Origin of the sequence: Bradyrhizobium arachidis, assembly GCF_015291705.1 — a bacterium.
GTDB classification, from domain to species: Bacteria; Pseudomonadota; Alphaproteobacteria; order Rhizobiales; family Xanthobacteraceae; genus Bradyrhizobium; species Bradyrhizobium arachidis.
In genome coordinates this window covers 258,377-274,369 of sequence record NZ_CP030050.1, presented here as the reverse complement: position 1 = coordinate 274,369, position 15,993 = coordinate 258,377, and the positions used below count along the sequence as shown (strand labels likewise).

Below are 15,993 nucleotides of genomic sequence, written 5' to 3'. Positions count from 1 at the left end.
CCACGCATCTTCAGCGACAGAATGTGATCGCGGCGACATTCTGGGTTGCTTCGCTTCGCGCGCAAGGGCGACTATAGATGGACCGCCAATAGCAACAAAAAGGAATATCCCATGCGCATTCTCGTGGTCGGCGCCGGCGCCATCGGCGGCTATTTTGGTGGCAGGCTGTTGCAGGCCGGTCGCGACGTCACCTTCCTGGTCCGGCCGCGCCGCGCCAGCGAACTGGCCAGCGCCGGCCTCGTCATCAAGAGCCCGAATGGCGATGTAACCTTGAAGAATCCGCCGACCGTGCAGGCCGACGCGATCAAGGACAAGTTCGACGTCGTACTGCTTAGCTGCAAGGCGTTCGACCTCGACGACGCCATCAAGTCGTTTGCGCCCGCGGTCGGGCCGAACACGTCGATCATCCCGATGCTGAACGGCATGAAGCATCTCGACACGCTGGATGCGAAGTTCGGCAAGGAGCGCGTGTTGGGCGGCCTCTGCGCCATTGCCGCGACCTTGAACGAGAAGCGCGAGGTGGTGCAGCTGCAGCCGATGCAGTCGCTCAATTACGGCGAGCGCGACGGCAAGCTGTCGGATCGGGTCAAGGCCATCGACGAGGCTTTCAAGAGCGGCATCAACGGCGCCGCCGCGAGCCAGAACATCATGCAGGACATGTGGGAGAAATGGGTATTCCTGTCCTCGCTCGCCGCAAGCACCAGCCTGATGCGCACCTCCGTCGGCAACATCTTGGCCGCGCCGGGCGGCCGCGACTTCCTGCTCGGCATGCTCGATGAAACCAGCGCGATCGCGACCGCGTCAGGCTACGCGCCGGGCGGCCCGTTCTTCGAGCGGGTGAAGGGCAACATCACCACCGAGGGCTCGCCGATGACCGCCTCGATGTTCCGCGACATCAAGGCGGGCCTGCCGGTGGAAGCCGATCACGTGATCGGCGACCTCATCGCACGCGCTGACGCTGCCAAGGTGCCGGTGCCGAAGCTGCGGATCGCGTATACGCATTTGAAGGCGTATGAAAAGCAGCGGGCGAGCTAACCGCGGCACTGTCGTCCCGGGGCGCGCGCAGCGCGAGCCCGGGACCCATAACCACAGGGAATGGTTATGGGTCGAGCTGATCACCACGAGTCTTTCGCCAAACGCGATCCTGTGGTTATGGGTCCCGGATCTGCGCTTCGCTTGTCCGGGACGACAGCGGAGTTTTACGGCTCGCACTCTCCACTACTTGAAATACGCGAGATAGTGCGAGACCGCCGTGATCTCCTCGTCGCTCATGTGATAGGCGACATCGGCCATCGCGGCGACGCCGCCGCCGACGCGTGCGCCCGCCTTGTAGTCGTGCAGCGCCTTGACCAGATATTCTTCGCGCTGACCTGCGAGCCGCGCCACCGCCTTGGTGCCGGCAAAGCTGTCGGTGTGGCATGAGGCGCAGCGACGGCCGACGGCGACTTGTGCGCCCTTCTTCGACAGATCGGGATCGTTGTCCTCCGCTGCCTTCGGCGGCGTCATTGCTGCGAAATAGGCGCCGAAATTGCGGATGTCCTCGTTGGTGATCTCTTCCACGATCGGCTGCATCTGATCGTTCTTGCGCGAGCCGGCGCGGAAGAACACCAGTTGCCACTGGAGGAATTGATCGGGCTGGCCGGCCAGCGAGGGGATATTCTCGGTCTGTGAGATGCCGTTCTCGCCATGACAGCCGGAGCAGACGGCGGCCTTCTCCTTGATCGCGGCGTTGTCGGCGGCGCTTGCTGGAACGAATGCAAGCGTTGCGAGCGCAACCGCGCTGATCGCGTGCGAGATGAATTGCCGGCGCATGGTCGGGATTCCGATCTATCGAGCTCGTCATTCCGGGGCGCGCCGCTTGGCGCGAGCCCGGAATCCATAACCACGAATCGGGGTTATGGGTTCCGGACTTGCGCGCAAGTCCGGAACGACACCGTGGGGGCTGAAATGAAAAGGCTGCGGCCGTCACCCGGTCGCAGCCTCCGTTCGTGTCGCGCTACTTCTTGCTGTAGCTGATGCGATAGATCGCGCCGGCCCAATCGTCGGCGACGAGGATCGAGCCGTCCTTGGCGAGGATGATGTCGTCGGGCCGACCGAGATAGCCCTGGTCGCCCTCGAGCCAACCGGACGCGAACACCTCTTCCTTCGGGTTCTTTCCGTCAGGCCCGACGATCACGCGCACGATGCGCGCGCCCTGATATTTGTGCCTGTTCCAGGAGCCGTGCTCGGCGATCAGGATGTTGTTCTTGTACTCCGGCGGAAATTGGTCGCCGGTATAGAACTTCATCCCGAGCGGAGCGACGTGTGCGCCGAGGTTCAACACGGGCGGCGTGAACTCGGAGCATTTATGGCCCATCGCGAACTTGTCGTCCGGCAAGTTACCCTGGTGGCAATAGGGATAGCCGAAATGCTCGCCGATCTTGTTGATCATGTTCAGCTTGTCGCTGGGCTTGTCGTCGCTGATCCAGTCGCGGGCATTCTCGGTGAACCAGTATTTGCCGGTGCGCGGATCGACGTCGCCGCCGACGGAGTTGCGAACGCCGAGCGCCCAGATTTCGGCATTGCCGGTCTTGGGATCGACGCGCCGGATCTGCGACACGCTGGTCGGCGGAATGCCGATGTTGAAGGGCGGTCCGAACGGCAGGAAGAACCAGCCTTCCTTGTCGACCGCGATGTACTTCCAGCCATGCGCGGCATAGGACGGCATGTCGTCATAGACGACCTTGCCCTCGCCGGGATTGTCGAGCTTGTTTTCGATATCGTCGTAGCGGATCAGCTTGTCGACCGCGATGACGTAGAGCGCGCCGTCCTTGACGGCGAGACCGGTGGGCATGTTCAGCCCCTTGAGGATGGTCTTGACCTCTTTCTTTCCGTTGTTGTCCTTGATGGCATAGACGTTGCCAAGGCCGAACGAGCCGACGAACAGCGTGCCCTTGTCCCCCCATGCCATCTGCCGCGCGGCCAGCACGCCGGAGGCATAGACCTCGATCTTGAAGCCCGGCGGCAGCTTGATCTTCTTGACGATGTTGGCGAGCTCGGCGTCGGAGGCACCCGTCGGCGGCCCCGAGGGCGGCGCGAGGCCCTTCTGCGCCTCGGTCTCATCGCCGAGGAACCAGTCATCCGGCGGATGGGTCCAGAATTCCTTGGTGCCGGATTCGTATTTCTTCAGCGCCCGGTTCTTGTCCTGCTGTTGCGCATTGCCGGCGCTGGTCCCCGCAAGAAGGGCCACGGCTGCAAGCGCCAACACGGATCGATGGAACATCGATGTCATCGCGTCACTCCCCTAAGGCAGCCGTCAAGGCCGCGCTTTATTTTGTTATGGCTAGTCGAGAGGCGAAGTTAGGAGTCTGCCGAATGGCAGACGCAAAAAGGTTAGCACATCTGCCAGCCCTGAGAAGCGCGCTGCGCGTGCTGCGATTGCGCTCAATAAAAATTGAGACGGAGTGTCAATGAAGGCGACCTCCGCGACGAAAGCGCTCTCGCTGCAACGCGGAATCAAGATCGCGCGCGTCCGATCTTCAGACAGCGCGAAGGGCATCAAACAAGAACTGCGAAAACAACCCCATGCACAGTAGAACGGCCGAGGCCGGCTTGCTCCCGGCGACGCCCGGGAGACACTTGATGCATCGAGCAAAATGACGAACGCGGCGCTTATGAGGCGACGGGGTAGGGCCCGTCGTCGAAAGCCACATCATGATAGCCCTTCGAGCCGACCTCGCGCGCTAGCGCACTGCGGAAATCGCGGCCATCGCGAAGGCTGCGCAGCACATGGGCAAAGTCGAATTCCGGCCGCCAGCCTAGCTCGCGCCGCGCGCGCTCATTGACATAGACGCGGTCGATCTGCGGAAACAGGCGCCAGCCGCGTGCGGCGTAGAGGTTCTCGCAGTCGGGATAGAGCGCTCGCACGAGAGCGGCCGCGTCGCGCGCCAGCGCTCCGAGATGGTGCTCTTCGAACGGACTTGTGGCGGAGACGATGTAGCGGGCAAAGCCGATCTTCGGCGCGCGCTCGACCGCGAGCAGATGCGCGCCCACCACGTCCGCTATATCCAGCCGGCGATAGAGCAACTCATTGGCCTGCGCGTTGTCCAGCGGGTAGGCCGACCGCATCGCGGGATCGTCATCGTCCTCCGGAAAGAAGCGCGAGGTCCGCAACACCACGACCGGCAGGCCGCGCTCGCGAAAGAACAGCTCGCAGAGGTTCTCGGCCATCAGCTTGGTCGTGCCGTAAATGTTTTTCGGCACCGGCGGCAGATCCTCGGTGACCCACACCGCCGCCTGCCCGGCTTCGGGACGAAGCTGCGAGCCGAACGCGCTGGTAGTGCTGGTGAAGACGAAGCTGCGCACGCCGGCGGCCGCCGCCGCCTCGAGCAGGTTGAGCGTGCCGGTGACGTTGGTATCGACAAAATCCTGCTTGCTGTGAGTCGCCACATGCGGCTTGTGCAGCGTCGCGGTGTGGATGACGGCGGAGATGCCCTCCATCTGCCGCCGGACGAAATCGGGATCGACGATCGAGCCGACGGCATCGGTTAATGGTGATGGCTTCAGATCGACTCCACGCGCCAAGGAACCGCACCCACGAAGCGTGCGGAGGATCGCCTCTCCGAGGTGACCCGTGCTGCCCGTAACAAGAATTGTCATTTGAGACCCAATACAGCCACCAGCGGCGTGGAAAACCACGGCCCGACCTGATTTGGCTGGATGCTCTGGGAAAAATTGGAGCGGGCGAAGGGGCTCGAACCCTCGACCCCGACCTTGGCAAGGTCGTGCTCTACCACTGAGCTACACCCGCATCCTGTGTCGGCCGCGTGACGCGCCGGCAACGGCTGTCGTATGCCAAAAGCGGAAAGGGAATGCAACAGCTACCCGCGGCATAGATTGGTATCTTTGAGGCCCCATATGGAGCCTAACGCGCGGCAAATCGACCGAAAACGGCCTGGAACCGCCAAATCGGCTGCGATGGATTGAAATTCGGCCGTCCCGGCCCAATTTTAGCGCCGACACCACAGCATAAGAATCGGCGACGTGCTAAAGACCCGCCATTCCAGACATCAGACGAGGGGATCCCGTGACGATCATCGACCAGGGTAACGGAGCGGCGGGCCCGGCTGCGGCCGATCTGATCAAGGACACCACCACCCAGACCTTCGTGAAGGACGTCATCGAGGAATCGAAGCGCCAGCCGGTGCTGATCGACTTCTGGGCGGAGTGGTGCGGCCCCTGCAAGCAGCTCACTCCGGTGCTGGAAAAGGCAGTCAAGGCGGCCAAGGGCAAGGTCAAGCTGGTCAAGATGAACATCGACCAGCATCCGGCGATCCCGGGCCAGATGGGCATCCAGTCGATCCCGGCCGTGATCGCTTTCGTCAATGGCCAGCCCGCCGATGGCTTCATGGGCGCGGTGCCGGAAAGCCAGGTCAACGCCTTCATCGAGCGGCTGACCAAGGGCATGACTGCGCCCGGCGAGGTCAATGTCGCCGAGATCGTGCAGGAGGCCGAAGCGGTGCTCGCCGAGGGCGATGCCGCGGCCGCCGCGCAGATCTATGCCGAGGCGCTCCAGCATGATTCGACCAACATCGCCGCGCTTGCCGGCCTTGCGAAGTGCTACGCGGTGTCGGGCGCGATGGAGCAGGCCAAGCAGACGCTGGCCATGGTGCCGGAATCCAAGCGCAACGACCCCGCGGTGAAGGCCGTGCAGACCACGATCGAGCTCGCCGAGCAGGCGGAGCAGCTCGGCCCGGTCGCCGAGCTTGAACAGAAAGTCGCCGCAAACCCGCTCGATCATCAGGCACGGTTCGACCTTGCGACCGCCCTCAACGCGCAAGGCAACCGCACTGCGGCCACCGAACAGCTGCTCGAGATCGTCAAGCGCGACCGCAAGTGGAACGATGACGGCGCCCGCAAGCAGCTGGTGCAGTTCTTCGAGGCCTGGGGCGGCACGGATGACGCAACCGTCGAGGGTCGAAAGCGCTTGTCGACGATCCTGTTTTCGTAAGGAAAACGCGCGACTATTGTTTGAGCATGATCTTGGCGGAAAACCGCTGCACACTCTTCCGGATCATGCTCTAGCGGGGACCAGATGCCGATCAACATCGAATATCGCGGGCCCGCCGACCTTCCGGAGATCATTCCGGTGTTTCCGCTGCCGGGCGCGCTGTTGCTGCCGCGCGGCCAGATGCCGCTCAACATCTTCGAGCCGCGCTATCTCGCGATGGTCGACGATGCCTTCCGCGACGGCCACCGCCTGATCGGCATGATCCAGCCTGACGTCGCGCATTCGCCGAAGAATTCGGATAAGCCGGCGCTGTTCCGCGTCGGCTGCGTCGGCCGCATCACCCAGCTCGCCGAATCCGGCGACGGCCGCTACATCCTCGAGCTCACCGGCGTCTCCCGCTTCAAGGTGGTCGCGGAGCTCGATGTGCTGACCGCCTACCGCCAGTGCAAGGTGGATTTCTTCGCCTTCGTCGACGATTTCACCGCGCGCATGGGCGAGGACGACGTCGATCGCGAGGCACTGCTGTCCGTGCTGGCGGACTTCTTGAAAGCCAACAACCTCAAGGTCGACTGGGAAGGCGTCGAAAGCGCGCCCAACGAGGCGCTGGTCAACGCGCTGGCGATGATGTCGCCCTATGGTCCGGCCGAGAAACAGGCCATGCTGGAGGCGCCGGACCTCAAGACCCGCGCCGAGATCCTGATCGCGGTGACCGAGATGGACCTGGCCAAGAAGCGCACCAGCGGCGATCCGCCGTTGCAGTGAGGGCTGTTCCGTCATGGCCGGGCTTGACCCGGCCATCCACGTCTTTCGTGCCGCATTAAGAACGTGGATGCCCGGGACAAGCCCGGGCATGACGACGAAAGAGTGTCGCTTCGAAAACCCTACTGATGATGCCGGATGCGCTTGCGGCCGGTGAACATCGCGCGGATCAGGTTCTCGCGCTGGAGAATTCCCATCAGCACCACGCCCAATACATGCAGCACGACCAGGACGATGACCGCGTCCGATGAATAGTGATGGGTGTCCTCGACCCACCAGACGCCGAAGAACGTCACCGTCACCGACATCGCGCCGGTGATGGCCGAGACGGCAATCGAGAGCAGCAGCGCCACCAGCATCAGGGTGCCGGCGGGATTGAGCCCGATATAGCGGCCGGTGATGCCGCGGCGCAGATTCCAGAGATAGCGCGGCGCGGCACGGAGCCTGACGCCGACCATGCGGAAGCGCGAATAGCGGCTTCCCCAGAAGCCCCAGGCCAGACGGAAGGCGAGCAGCCCGAGCACCGTATAGCCGACGATGCGATGAGCTCTGTCGTAGACCGTAGGGGTGAACCAGGCGGCCAGGATGCTGGCCGCGAGAGCCCAATGCCAGAGGCGTAGCGGGAGGTCCCAGACCGCAACCGTCCGCGATGCAGTTCGATCCGCGGGGGTCCTGTCGGACGCCCCGCGCGTTTCTGGCACCGCTTCGTCGATCAAGCCGGGACCATCCCTAAACCTTACTTGACGCCTATTACTTGGCGATCGTGTGCTTCAGGCTGAGATCTTCCGGGCTGTAGAACAGCTCGTAGAGCTTGCCTTCCTTGACGCCGTAGACCTCATAGCACGAACCTTCGACCTTGGAGCGCCGCACCTCGTAGCCGGCGGCCTTGGCCTTGGCTTCGGCATCGCTCGCCGGCTTCCACGACGCCTTGTCGATCTTGGTGCAGTTCTTGAAACCGTCGGCCATCGCCGCCGAGCTCATGCCAATCCCGACCGTCAGTGCAATGGCAACAACACGAATGACCTTCACGAACGTCTCCTCTTCTGTCGTGGGCGCTGCGCAGAACCGCGAAGCGGGACCGAAGGAAGCAAAGGAGATGATGAAGTCAATCCGGTTCGGCGCGTCCCGGCTTTAGAGTTATTCTAACGATCCGAAAAACATCAGCGCTCTCCGTGTGCGGCGTACATTTCGAAGACTGCTGCGGCCTTACGCCTCACGGTTTGGGGGATGGCACCCTGGCCTTGCCAGTTGCGCTAGGCCGCGCTTCGCGTCCCCGGATCGTTGCGCCGCAGCCAGTCCGCCCAGGTGAGGCGGCCACGCACACCCTGACTGACGACAAAACCCATGCCGCGCGCCTTAGCCTCCGAAAGATCGATCGGCAGAATTTTTCGATGCAGTCTTCTCGCGTCCTGATATTGGCGGGCGAGGGCGACGAGATCGAGAGCTTCCGGCCCGCCGATCTCCGCGCGCACGCCGCGCTGCCCGTCGAATGCGCAAGCCACGACGTGGTTGGCAACGTCTGTCGTATCGACCGGATTGAACCGCGCCGTCGGCATCGGCCACACCGGAAGCCAGGACAGGCCCGAAAGCAGCCTGTCGAGCAGATAATAGAACGGCATCGCGCGAACGACGGACCAGGACAGGTCGGATGCACGCACCAGCCATTCGCCGGCGAGCTTGACCCGCGCATAGGGCAGGGTCGCCTCGTCGAGACCGACGATCGAGACGTGGAGGAAGTGCCGCACCTGAGCTTCCCCGCTAACGGCCAGCAGACGTTCCGTGCCTTCGACATCCACGGCGGAGGGCGACCTGAAGAAGTCGATCGGACGGATGCCGCCGCGCCGCGCGATCGGCGAATACGTCGCGGCATTGATGACCGTGTCCACGTCATGTAGCGCGGCCCGCAGACCGGCGCCCGTGGCAAGATCACCTGAGGCCCATTCGACATCCGGTCGCGCGCCTGGCGAGCGCGCAAACACCCGGACACGATGCCCGGCGCGAACGAGACGATCGACGATATCCCCGCCGAGATGACCTGTACCTCCGGTGACGAGCGTCAGCGCCATGGCTCAACTCCCGTCAACCTTGCGCGGTTCGCCGGTGGGGACGAGCACGGTTTCGCCGGTCGCGACGAGGGCGAGATCATCTCGCTCGTCGGCCGCGAAGAGCTCGGCGCGGGCGAACACCTGCCTGCGCCCGGCGCGGAGCGTCGTTCCCTTCGCGACAAAATAGCGGCCGATCGCCGGCCTCAGGCAATTCATCGAGAAATGCGAAGCGGTGACCGCACCGACGAGCGTCGCTGCGGCGAAGCCACAGGCGGTGTCGAGCAGGGCGGCGATCAGACCGGCGTGGAGATGCCCGGAATATTGGGTCAGATCGTCCTGCCAGCCCATGCGGATGGTCACCTCGCCATGACCGGCAGCGACCACGTCGAAGCCGGCGGAGCGGTTGAAGGCCGCCGAGGCGTTGACCGCGTCGAGTGCTTGCAGGTCGAACCCTTGCGTCTCGCTCATGCATAGCTCCATCGCGGCCTGCGGTTTTCCAGATTGCTTCTGATGGCCTCGATGTGATTGGGCGTGCCAAGCAGCGCCGCCTGTTCGGTGGTCTCCGCGGCGAGACCGGTCGCCGGATCCGCGGTCGCGGACAGGTTCAACAGGCGCTTGGCCGCGCGGACGGCGTCGGGGCTACGGCTCGCGATCTCGTGCGCCGTGGCGAGCGCAGCCGCCAGGGGATCGTCGGTCAGCCGCGTCGCAAAGCCGTAGGCGAGCGCTTCTTCCGCGGAGAAGACGCGGCCGGAATAGGTCAGCTCTCGCACGATGTCGTCGCGTGCGAGACGGCGCATCAGCTGAGTGCCGCACATATCGGGCACGAGACCCCATTTGGTCTCGATGACCCCGAGCTTTGTTCCGGGCGCGACATAGCGCAGGTCAGCACCAAGCGCGAGCTGGAAGCCGCCGCCGAACGCAACGCCATGAACCGCTGCAATCACCGGCACAGGCAGTTCGCGCCAGAGCCAGACGAGATGCTGGGCATAGTTCGCGATGCCGTGGGTTCGGCGCGTCAGGTCAATGGACGGCAGCAGCGGATTGCCGTTCGCGGTGGCGAGAAGGCGATCGAGGTCGAGGCCTGCGCAGAAGGCGCGCCCTTCGCCCGAGAGGACGACGGCGCGGAGATCCTTGGCCGCACCCAGCTGTGTGCCTGCTTCGATGATGGCCTCGAACATCGCCGGGTCGAGCGCATTCATCTTGTCCGGGCGATTCAGCCGGAGATGGGCTACGCCGTTTTCGATGGTCAGTCGAACACGATATTCCATGATGCCGCTCCGCTTGAATGCCTGACTTGTCGTCTCGATGCTCAGTATCCCGCAACCGCCAGCGCGACGACCGCGCTGAGCATCATCCAGCCGAAATGCCGGCCGCGCGTCGCCCATGCGTTGGCGCAAGCCGAAAAGCCGAACACGCAGGCCATGGTGGCGACGATCCAGTGGCGCGCCGGCTCCGAGCCCATCCAGGGCGTTGCGATCAGCAGCACGCCGCCGCCGATCCAGGCGACGGTCGAGGCCTGCCAGACCAGACGGATCAGGGTGCGCAGCCGTTCCGGCTCGATCCGGGCGCGGGGAAACACCTTGGCCTCGCCGAGATAGCCATGGATGAGGGCCACGACGATGGTCAGGACGCCGGCGCATTGGAGCAAGAGATCACGCATCGATGTCTCCATACAGCTATGTATGGTTGATTAGGCGCTGGCAAGCCGCCTGTCAATACACTAGTGTATGGTGGATCTTTTGGAACCCCGACATGACCGAGCAGCTCTCCGCCGACGACTGGATCGATCAGGGCCTCAAGGCACTGGCCAGGAGCGGCTTCACCGCGCTGAAGGCCGATCCGCTGGCGCGGGCCATGGGCGTGTCGCGCGGCAGCTTCTATTGGCATTTTGCCGATCTCGGCGCGTTCCACGCCGCCGTCCTCAAGCGCTGGCGCGAGATCGCTGCGGAGCAGATCATCGCCGATGTCGAGGCCGCCGCGGACGAGCCGCTGAGGGCGTTGCTGCGCAGGTCCTTTGGCGCGCGGCTCGACCTCGAACGCGCGGTGCGCAACTGGGCGGCGTTCGATGCGACCGCACAAGGCGCGGTCCGCGCCATCGACCGCCGCAGGATCGATTACATCGAAGCATTGCTCGCAAAGCGCGGGCTCGCGCCCGCGGCGGCGCAGGCCCGGGCGCAGATACTGTACTGGACCTTTCTCGGCTTTGCCCTGTCGGGCACGCCGGTGCCGGCGGCGCGGATCCAGGTCCTGATCGACGAGCTGCTGCGGATGATCTCCGCGTAGATGGGCGGATGCGAATTTCTGTGCTAGAGGCAACCGACTGCCGGAGACCAAAATGAACGCGCCCACCGAACGCCCCGAAGCCAGTGTCGATCCCAAACTGCTGGAGATCCTGGTCTGCCCGCTGACCAAGGGCCCGCTGGAATTCGATTCTGCCAAGCAGGAGCTGATCTCGCGCAGCGCCAAGCTCGCTTATCCGATCCGCGACGGCATCCCGATCATGCTGCCGGAAGAGGCGCGGAAGATCGATTGATCTTAGCGAGTAGGTAGTGGCGAATAGCGAATGGACACCACTCGCTATTCGCCACTCACCATTCGCCCTACAGCGCCTCGCCCTTCAACAGCCGCGGCACCTCGCCGGTCAGCCCGGCGGCCTGGCGGATGAAGAGGTTCTTCAGCGGCGGGGCGCGGTCAACGAGGCCAAGACCGATGTCGCGGACGGTGCGCAGCAGCGTCGACTGGTTGGAGAACAGGAAGTTCAGCGAGTTGGTGGCAACGCCCATCGCCATGGTGTCGAAGCGGCGCCAGCGCTGGTAGCGCTCGAGCACGTCGGCGCCGCCGAGATCCATGCCGAGCCGCGCGGCATCGACGACGACCTCGGCCAGCGCCGCGACGTCCTTCAGCCCCATGTTGAGACCCTGGCCCGCAATGGGATGGATGACATGCGCGGAATCGCCGACCAGCGCCATGCGGTCGGCGATGAAGGAACGCGCAACGAAATAGGACAGCGGAAATGCGCGCGGCTTGTCGAGCGCCTTGACCTCGCCGAGATGCAGACCGAAGCGCTGCTCGAGCTCGGCGTGGAACTCCTCGTCGCTGAGCGCAATGATGCGCGCGGCCTCAGCGCGGCGTTCGGTCCACACCAATGACGACCGTTTTCCCGACAGCGGCAGGATCGCGAACGGGCCTGCAGGCAAAAAGTGCTCTTCGGCGCGGCCCTCGTGATCGCGCTCGTGGCCGACGGTGACGACGATGCCGGACTGGTCGTATTCCCAGCCGTGGGTGGCGATGCCGGCACGTTCGCGCAGCCTCGACTTCGCGCCGTCGGCGGCGACCAGAAGGCTGGCCGCGACGACGCTGCCGTCGCCGAGCGTCACGTCGATACCCTCGGCGCGCGCATCATAGGATGCCACGGTGGTGGCGCGCAGATCGATGCCCTCGGCCTCGGCCCGCACCACCAGCGCATCGATCAGGCGGCGGTTCTCGACCATATGCGCAAAGGGCTCGCCCGGCGCGACATCGCCGGCGAAGTTCAGGAACACCGGACGGGTGGCATCCTCCAGCTTGGAGTCGGTGACGACCATGTCGAGGATCGGCTGGGCCTCAGCCCGGACGTCGTCCCAGGCGCCGATCACCTCGAACAGGCGGCGGCAGGCGGCCACGATCGCGGTCGCGCGGGGGTCGCGGCTCGGCCGTGTGCTGAGTGCGGGATCGGCGACGATGACGGGAATCTCGGAGCCCAGCGCCTGGCGCAGCGCCAGCGCCAGTGCAAGGCCCGCAAACGCGCCGCCACCGATGACAATGCTACCCTGTACCGACATACCAAGCTTCCCGGTCAATTCTCGGTCTTGCTAGCAGACTTGAGCTGGGCGAAACAGTGCGGTGAAACAAGGGCGGAACGGCCTCATTCCGTCATTCCGGGGCGCGCAAGAGCGCGAACCCGGAATCCGGAGGTTATTCAGCTCGAGATTCCGGGTTCATCGCTGGCGCGATGCCCCGGAATGACGAGACATTTGGAAGCATCATCATGTCCAAAAGCCTGTTCGACCTCATTTCGATCCTCGACCTCGAACAGCTCGAGGTGAACCTGTTCCGCGGCAACAGCCCGAAGACGGACTGGCAGCGGGTGTTTGGCGGCCAGGTGATCGGGCAGGCGATGGTCGCGGCCTGCCGCACCGTCGAGGGCCGCCTGCCGCATTCGCTGCATTGCTATTTCATCCTGCCGGGCGACCCGAAGGTCCCGATCATCTACCAGGTCGAGCGGCTGCGCGACGGCAAGAGCTATTCGACCCGCCGTGTCACCGCGATCCAGCACGGCAACGCGATCTTCTCGATCATGGTCTCATTCCATGCCGAGGAGGCGAGCGCCTTCGACCACCAGGACAAGATGCCCGATGTGCCGCCACCGGAGAAGCTGACCGCGGAGGAGGTGGCCAAGCAGCCGATCTTCAAGGAAATGCCGGAGTTCATCCGCCGCTATTACGAGATGGATCGTCCGATCGAATTGCGGCCCGTCGAGATCGGCCGCTATTTCGGCCAGAAGGTCGACGACGGCCGCATCCACATCTGGATCCGCACCGCGGCGAAGCTCCCCGACGATCCCGCGCTGCATCTGTGCGCGCTCGCCTATGCGTCGGACTTCTCGCTGCTCGATGCGATCATGGCGCGCTACGGCCGCACGCTGTTCGACAAGCGCATGATGCCGGCGAGCCTCGATCACGCGATGTGGTTTCACCGCCCGTTCCGCGCCGACGAATGGCTGCTCTACGCGCAGGATTCGCCGAACGCGCGCGGCGGCCGCGGCCTGTCGCGCGGCCTCATCTTCAAGCCCGACGGCACGCTGGTCGCGTCGGTGGCGCAGGAAGGCTCGGTGCGCGAGCGCAAGGCATGATCCCGAGAAGCGGGAACCGGTTCTCGGACGAGATCATGCTCAAGCAAAGAGCCTGAGCGACCTCAGCCGCCCTGCAAGCCCGTCGCCTTGATCACCGGCCCCCATTTGAGCCGCTCGCGCGCCTCGAACTTGGCGAGGTCCGTCGGCGTTCCGCCTGCCGGATCGAAGCCGAGCTCCTGCAGCCGCTTGCGCGTCTCGGGCAAGGCCAGCGCCTTGGCGAACTCGCCGTTCAGAAGCTCGATGATGGCCTGCGGCGTGTCGCGCGGCGCGTAGAAGGCATTCCATCCCGCCATCTCGAAATCGGGCACGCCCTGCTCGGCCACCGGCTTCACGCCCGGCAGCAGCTCGCTCGGCTTCAGCACGGTGACGCCGAGCGCCTTCAGCTTGCCGTCATCGATCTGGGTGCGCACCGCCGTGACCGTATCGATCAGCAGCGGCACCTGCCCGCCGAGCACGTCGGTCATCGCCGTCGCGGAGCCCTTGTAGGGGACGCCGAACATCGGCGCGCCAGTCACTTCCTTCAGAAACTCGAAGATGACGCGCGCCGTCGTGCTCGGCAGCGCGATGTCGATCCTATCCGGCTTCGCCTTGGCGGCCGTGATCAGATCCGCCACGTTGTTTCCGGCAAACGACGGGCTGGCCGTGATCACCAGCGGCAGCTTGCCGACCAGGATGATCGGGGCAAAATCCTTGTCCGGCACGAAGCCCATCGAAGGATACATGAACTCGTTCATGGTCTGGGTAGCGTTGGTGCCCATCATCAGCGTGTAGCCGTCGGGCTCGGAATGCGCCGCCTGCTCGGCCCCGATATTGCCGCCGGCGCCGGGCTTGTTCTCGACATAGAAGCGCTGGCCCAGCGTCCGCGACAAATGGTCGGCCAGATATCGCGCCACGACGTCGGTGCCCTGGCCCGCCTGATAGGGAACGATGATCTTGACGGGCCTGGTCGGATAGGTTTGCGCAAGGCTTGCGCAGCTCCATAGCAGGGCCAGCAATCCCACGGCCCATCTCGCGGATTTCAGCATCTTCGTTTCCTCTCGTTATATTTGTTTGTTTTTGATTGTTGTCGTCGCCTTCTATCGTTGCGCGCTGTCCTTCCGTTGCGGCGTGACGACGCCGGTGTCGATCAGGCGATCGATCGTTGCCTCGTCGAAGCCGGCATCCGCCAGAATTTCACGGGCGTGCTCGCCGAAACGCGGCGGCCGACGTCCGGTGCTGCCGGGCGTCTGCTTGAGCTTCACGGGAATGCCGGGTGCGCGGTGGCCCTCGCTCTCGACCAGCATGTCGCGGTGGGCGACATGCGCCTGCGCGAACGCCTGCGGCACGGTGTTGACGGCGCCCGCGGGAACGCCGGCCTGCATCAACTCGCGGCAAAGCGCGTCCGATTTGAAGCCGGCCAGCGTACGCTCCAGCTCAGCGCGAAGCGCGGCGACGTGGCCGAGCCGATCGGCGTTGGTCCGGAAGCGCGGATCATCCAGGAGATCGCCGCGCCCGACCTTCTGGCAGAAGCGGCGGAACTGGCCGTCATTGAGGATGCCGAGAAAGATCTCGCCGTCGGCCGCCGCGAACTTGTCGTAAGGGGCGATGTTGGGATGGGCGCTGCCGAGGCGACCAGGCGTGCTGCCCGAGCAAAGCCAGTTCGCCGCGTGCGGCACCAGGAGGCCGAGCGCCGTGTCGAACAGCGTCACCTCGACGCGCTGCCCCCGTCCGCTTCGTTCGCGCGCCGCGAGCGCCAGCAGGATTCCGGTGAGCGCATTGTAGCCGGTGATGTAGTCGACGATGGGCACACCGACGCGCGTTGCGCCGGAGTCCTGTGTGCCGTTGATGCTCATCAGGCCGCACATGGCCTGGAGCACCGCATCGTAGCCGGGCAGGCCGCCGAGCGGCCCATCGGCGCCAAAGCCGGAGATGGCGCAGTAGATCAGTCGCGGAAAGCGTTCGGACAGATGCGCCTCGTATCCGAGCCCCCAGCGCTCCATGGTGCCGGGCAGGAAATTCTCCACCAGCACATCGGCATCCTTCAGAAGCGCTTCGAGCACCGCGCGCCCGTTGGCGCGCGACAGATCGAGCGCCATGCCGCGCTTGCCCCGATTGACGGCGCCGAAATACGCCGCCTGTCCCGCCGCGTCGAAGGGCGGCCCGAGACCGCGCGTCTCATCGCCGGATGGCGGCTCGATCTTGACGACGTCGGCGCCATGATCGGCCAGCATCTGCGTGCACAGCGGTCCCGCCAGCACGCGCGAGAGATCGACGACCTTGAGGCCGGTCACCGCTCCGCGCGTGAGATCTGGTGCGGGCATGCTCATGCG

At 64.6% G+C, this 15,993-nt stretch carries 19 protein-coding genes and 1 tRNA gene; 7 read left to right on the top strand and 13 right to left on the bottom strand.

What is annotated here, in order from left to right; translation table 11 throughout:
• The first annotated feature begins 111 nt into the window (after positions 1 to 111).
• Positions 112 to 1,035 (top strand): 2-dehydropantoate 2-reductase, encoded by a 924-nt coding sequence (gene panE / locus WN72_RS01300; RefSeq protein ID WP_092212345.1) that lies wholly within the window; start codon positions 112 to 114, stop codon positions 1,033 to 1,035.
• Between the two features lie 183 nt (positions 1,036 to 1,218).
• Here panE and WN72_RS01295 read toward each other — a convergent pair whose 3' ends face one another.
• Both WN72_RS01295 and WN72_RS01290 read right to left on the bottom strand, forming a co-directional pair.
• A complete protein-coding gene (locus WN72_RS01295) occupies positions 1,219 to 1,812 on the bottom strand; it encodes a c-type cytochrome (protein WP_027561731.1) in 594 nt (197 codons plus the stop codon).
• 184 nt (positions 1,813 to 1,996) lie between these two features.
• The gene (locus tag WN72_RS01290; protein WP_027561730.1) at positions 1,997 to 3,271 is read right to left on the bottom strand and encodes a PQQ-dependent sugar dehydrogenase; all 1,275 of its coding nucleotides are present in this window, start codon (positions 3,269 to 3,271) and stop codon (positions 1,997 to 1,999) included.
• A gap of 178 nt (positions 3,272 to 3,449) precedes the next feature.
• On the opposite strand from WN72_RS01290, the gene WN72_RS47440 reads away from it, so the two are divergent.
• Complete coding sequence (locus tag WN72_RS47440; RefSeq protein WP_265441393.1) at positions 3,450 to 3,575, top strand: hypothetical protein; 126 nt, start codon at positions 3,450 to 3,452, stop codon at positions 3,573 to 3,575.
• A 76-nt stretch (positions 3,576 to 3,651) separates the two neighbouring features.
• Here WN72_RS47440 and WN72_RS01285 read toward each other — a convergent pair whose 3' ends face one another.
• Positions 3,652 to 4,638: an NAD-dependent epimerase/dehydratase family protein gene (locus WN72_RS01285; RefSeq protein ID WP_027561729.1), complete on the bottom strand. Its 987-nt coding sequence runs from the start codon at positions 4,636 to 4,638 to the stop codon at positions 3,652 to 3,654.
• A 76-nt stretch (positions 4,639 to 4,714) separates the two neighbouring features.
• A tRNA-Gly gene (locus tag WN72_RS01280) sits at positions 4,715 to 4,789 on the bottom strand.
• 276 nt (positions 4,790 to 5,065) lie between these two features.
• On the opposite strand from WN72_RS01280, the gene trxA reads away from it, so the two are divergent.
• Both trxA and WN72_RS01270 read left to right on the top strand, forming a co-directional pair.
• Positions 5,066 to 5,989, top strand: coding sequence for a thioredoxin (gene trxA / locus WN72_RS01275; RefSeq protein ID WP_027561728.1), 924 nt, complete (start codon positions 5,066 to 5,068; stop codon positions 5,987 to 5,989).
• A gap of 84 nt (positions 5,990 to 6,073) precedes the next feature.
• A complete protein-coding gene (locus tag WN72_RS01270; protein WP_027561727.1) occupies positions 6,074 to 6,751 on the top strand; it encodes an LON peptidase substrate-binding domain-containing protein in 678 nt (225 codons plus the stop codon).
• A gap of 119 nt (positions 6,752 to 6,870) precedes the next feature.
• Here the strand turns inward: WN72_RS01270 and WN72_RS01265 are convergent, their stop codons facing one another.
• From WN72_RS01265 to WN72_RS01240, 6 genes are all read right to left on the bottom strand, one after another.
• The gene (locus WN72_RS01265; RefSeq protein WP_027561726.1) at positions 6,871 to 7,464 is read right to left on the bottom strand and encodes a cytochrome b/b6 domain-containing protein; all 594 of its coding nucleotides are present in this window, start codon (positions 7,462 to 7,464) and stop codon (positions 6,871 to 6,873) included.
• A 34-nt stretch (positions 7,465 to 7,498) separates the two neighbouring features.
• Entirely contained in the window at positions 7,499 to 7,777 is a 279-nt protein-coding gene (locus tag WN72_RS01260) for a PepSY domain-containing protein (protein ID WP_092211585.1), read from the bottom strand.
• 224 nt (positions 7,778 to 8,001) lie between these two features.
• The gene (locus WN72_RS01255; RefSeq protein WP_027561724.1) at positions 8,002 to 8,814 is read right to left on the bottom strand and encodes an SDR family oxidoreductase; all 813 of its coding nucleotides are present in this window, start codon (positions 8,812 to 8,814) and stop codon (positions 8,002 to 8,004) included.
• A 3-nt stretch (positions 8,815 to 8,817) separates the two neighbouring features.
• Complete coding sequence (locus tag WN72_RS01250; RefSeq protein ID WP_092211587.1) at positions 8,818 to 9,261, bottom strand: PaaI family thioesterase; 444 nt, start codon at positions 9,259 to 9,261, stop codon at positions 8,818 to 8,820.
• Positions 9,258 to 10,061 (bottom strand): crotonase/enoyl-CoA hydratase family protein, encoded by an 804-nt coding sequence (locus tag WN72_RS01245; protein WP_092211588.1) that lies wholly within the window; start codon positions 10,059 to 10,061, stop codon positions 9,258 to 9,260. Before WN72_RS01245 ends, WN72_RS01250 begins: the two co-directional genes overlap by 4 nt.
• Before the next feature lie 41 nt (positions 10,062 to 10,102).
• Positions 10,103 to 10,453, bottom strand: a complete 351-nt coding sequence (locus tag WN72_RS01240; protein WP_092212347.1) for a hypothetical protein — start codon at positions 10,451 to 10,453, stop codon at positions 10,103 to 10,105.
• Positions 10,454 to 10,545: 92 nt separating this feature from the next.
• On the opposite strand from WN72_RS01240, the gene WN72_RS01235 reads away from it, so the two are divergent.
• Positions 10,546 to 11,076 carry a TetR/AcrR family transcriptional regulator gene (locus tag WN72_RS01235; protein ID WP_027561720.1) on the top strand — a complete coding sequence of 177 codons (531 nt, stop codon included), beginning with the start codon at positions 10,546 to 10,548 and terminating at the stop codon, positions 11,074 to 11,076.
• A gap of 52 nt (positions 11,077 to 11,128) precedes the next feature.
• Complete coding sequence (locus tag WN72_RS01230; protein WP_007598651.1) at positions 11,129 to 11,326, top strand: Trm112 family protein; 198 nt, start codon at positions 11,129 to 11,131, stop codon at positions 11,324 to 11,326.
• Positions 11,327 to 11,393: 67 nt separating this feature from the next.
• On the opposite strand, the gene WN72_RS01225 is transcribed toward WN72_RS01230, so the two are convergent.
• Complete coding sequence (locus tag WN72_RS01225) at positions 11,394 to 12,614, bottom strand: ubiquinone biosynthesis hydroxylase (RefSeq protein WP_092211589.1); 1,221 nt, start codon at positions 12,612 to 12,614, stop codon at positions 11,394 to 11,396.
• A gap of 206 nt (positions 12,615 to 12,820) precedes the next feature.
• Between WN72_RS01225 and tesB the strand changes: the two genes are divergently transcribed.
• Positions 12,821 to 13,684 (top strand): acyl-CoA thioesterase II, encoded by an 864-nt coding sequence (gene tesB, locus WN72_RS01220; protein WP_028146488.1) that lies wholly within the window; start codon positions 12,821 to 12,823, stop codon positions 13,682 to 13,684.
• A gap of 62 nt (positions 13,685 to 13,746) precedes the next feature.
• Here the strand turns inward: tesB and WN72_RS01215 are convergent, their stop codons facing one another.
• Positions 13,747 to 14,709 carry a Bug family tripartite tricarboxylate transporter substrate binding protein gene (locus WN72_RS01215; RefSeq protein ID WP_051378275.1) on the bottom strand — a complete coding sequence of 321 codons (963 nt, stop codon included), beginning with the start codon at positions 14,707 to 14,709 and terminating at the stop codon, positions 13,747 to 13,749.
• Positions 14,710 to 14,760: 51 nt separating this feature from the next.
• Positions 14,761 to 15,990, bottom strand: a complete 1,230-nt coding sequence (locus WN72_RS01210) for a CaiB/BaiF CoA transferase family protein (protein WP_347337464.1) — start codon at positions 15,988 to 15,990, stop codon at positions 14,761 to 14,763.
• Positions 15,991 to 15,993 lie beyond the last annotated feature (3 nt).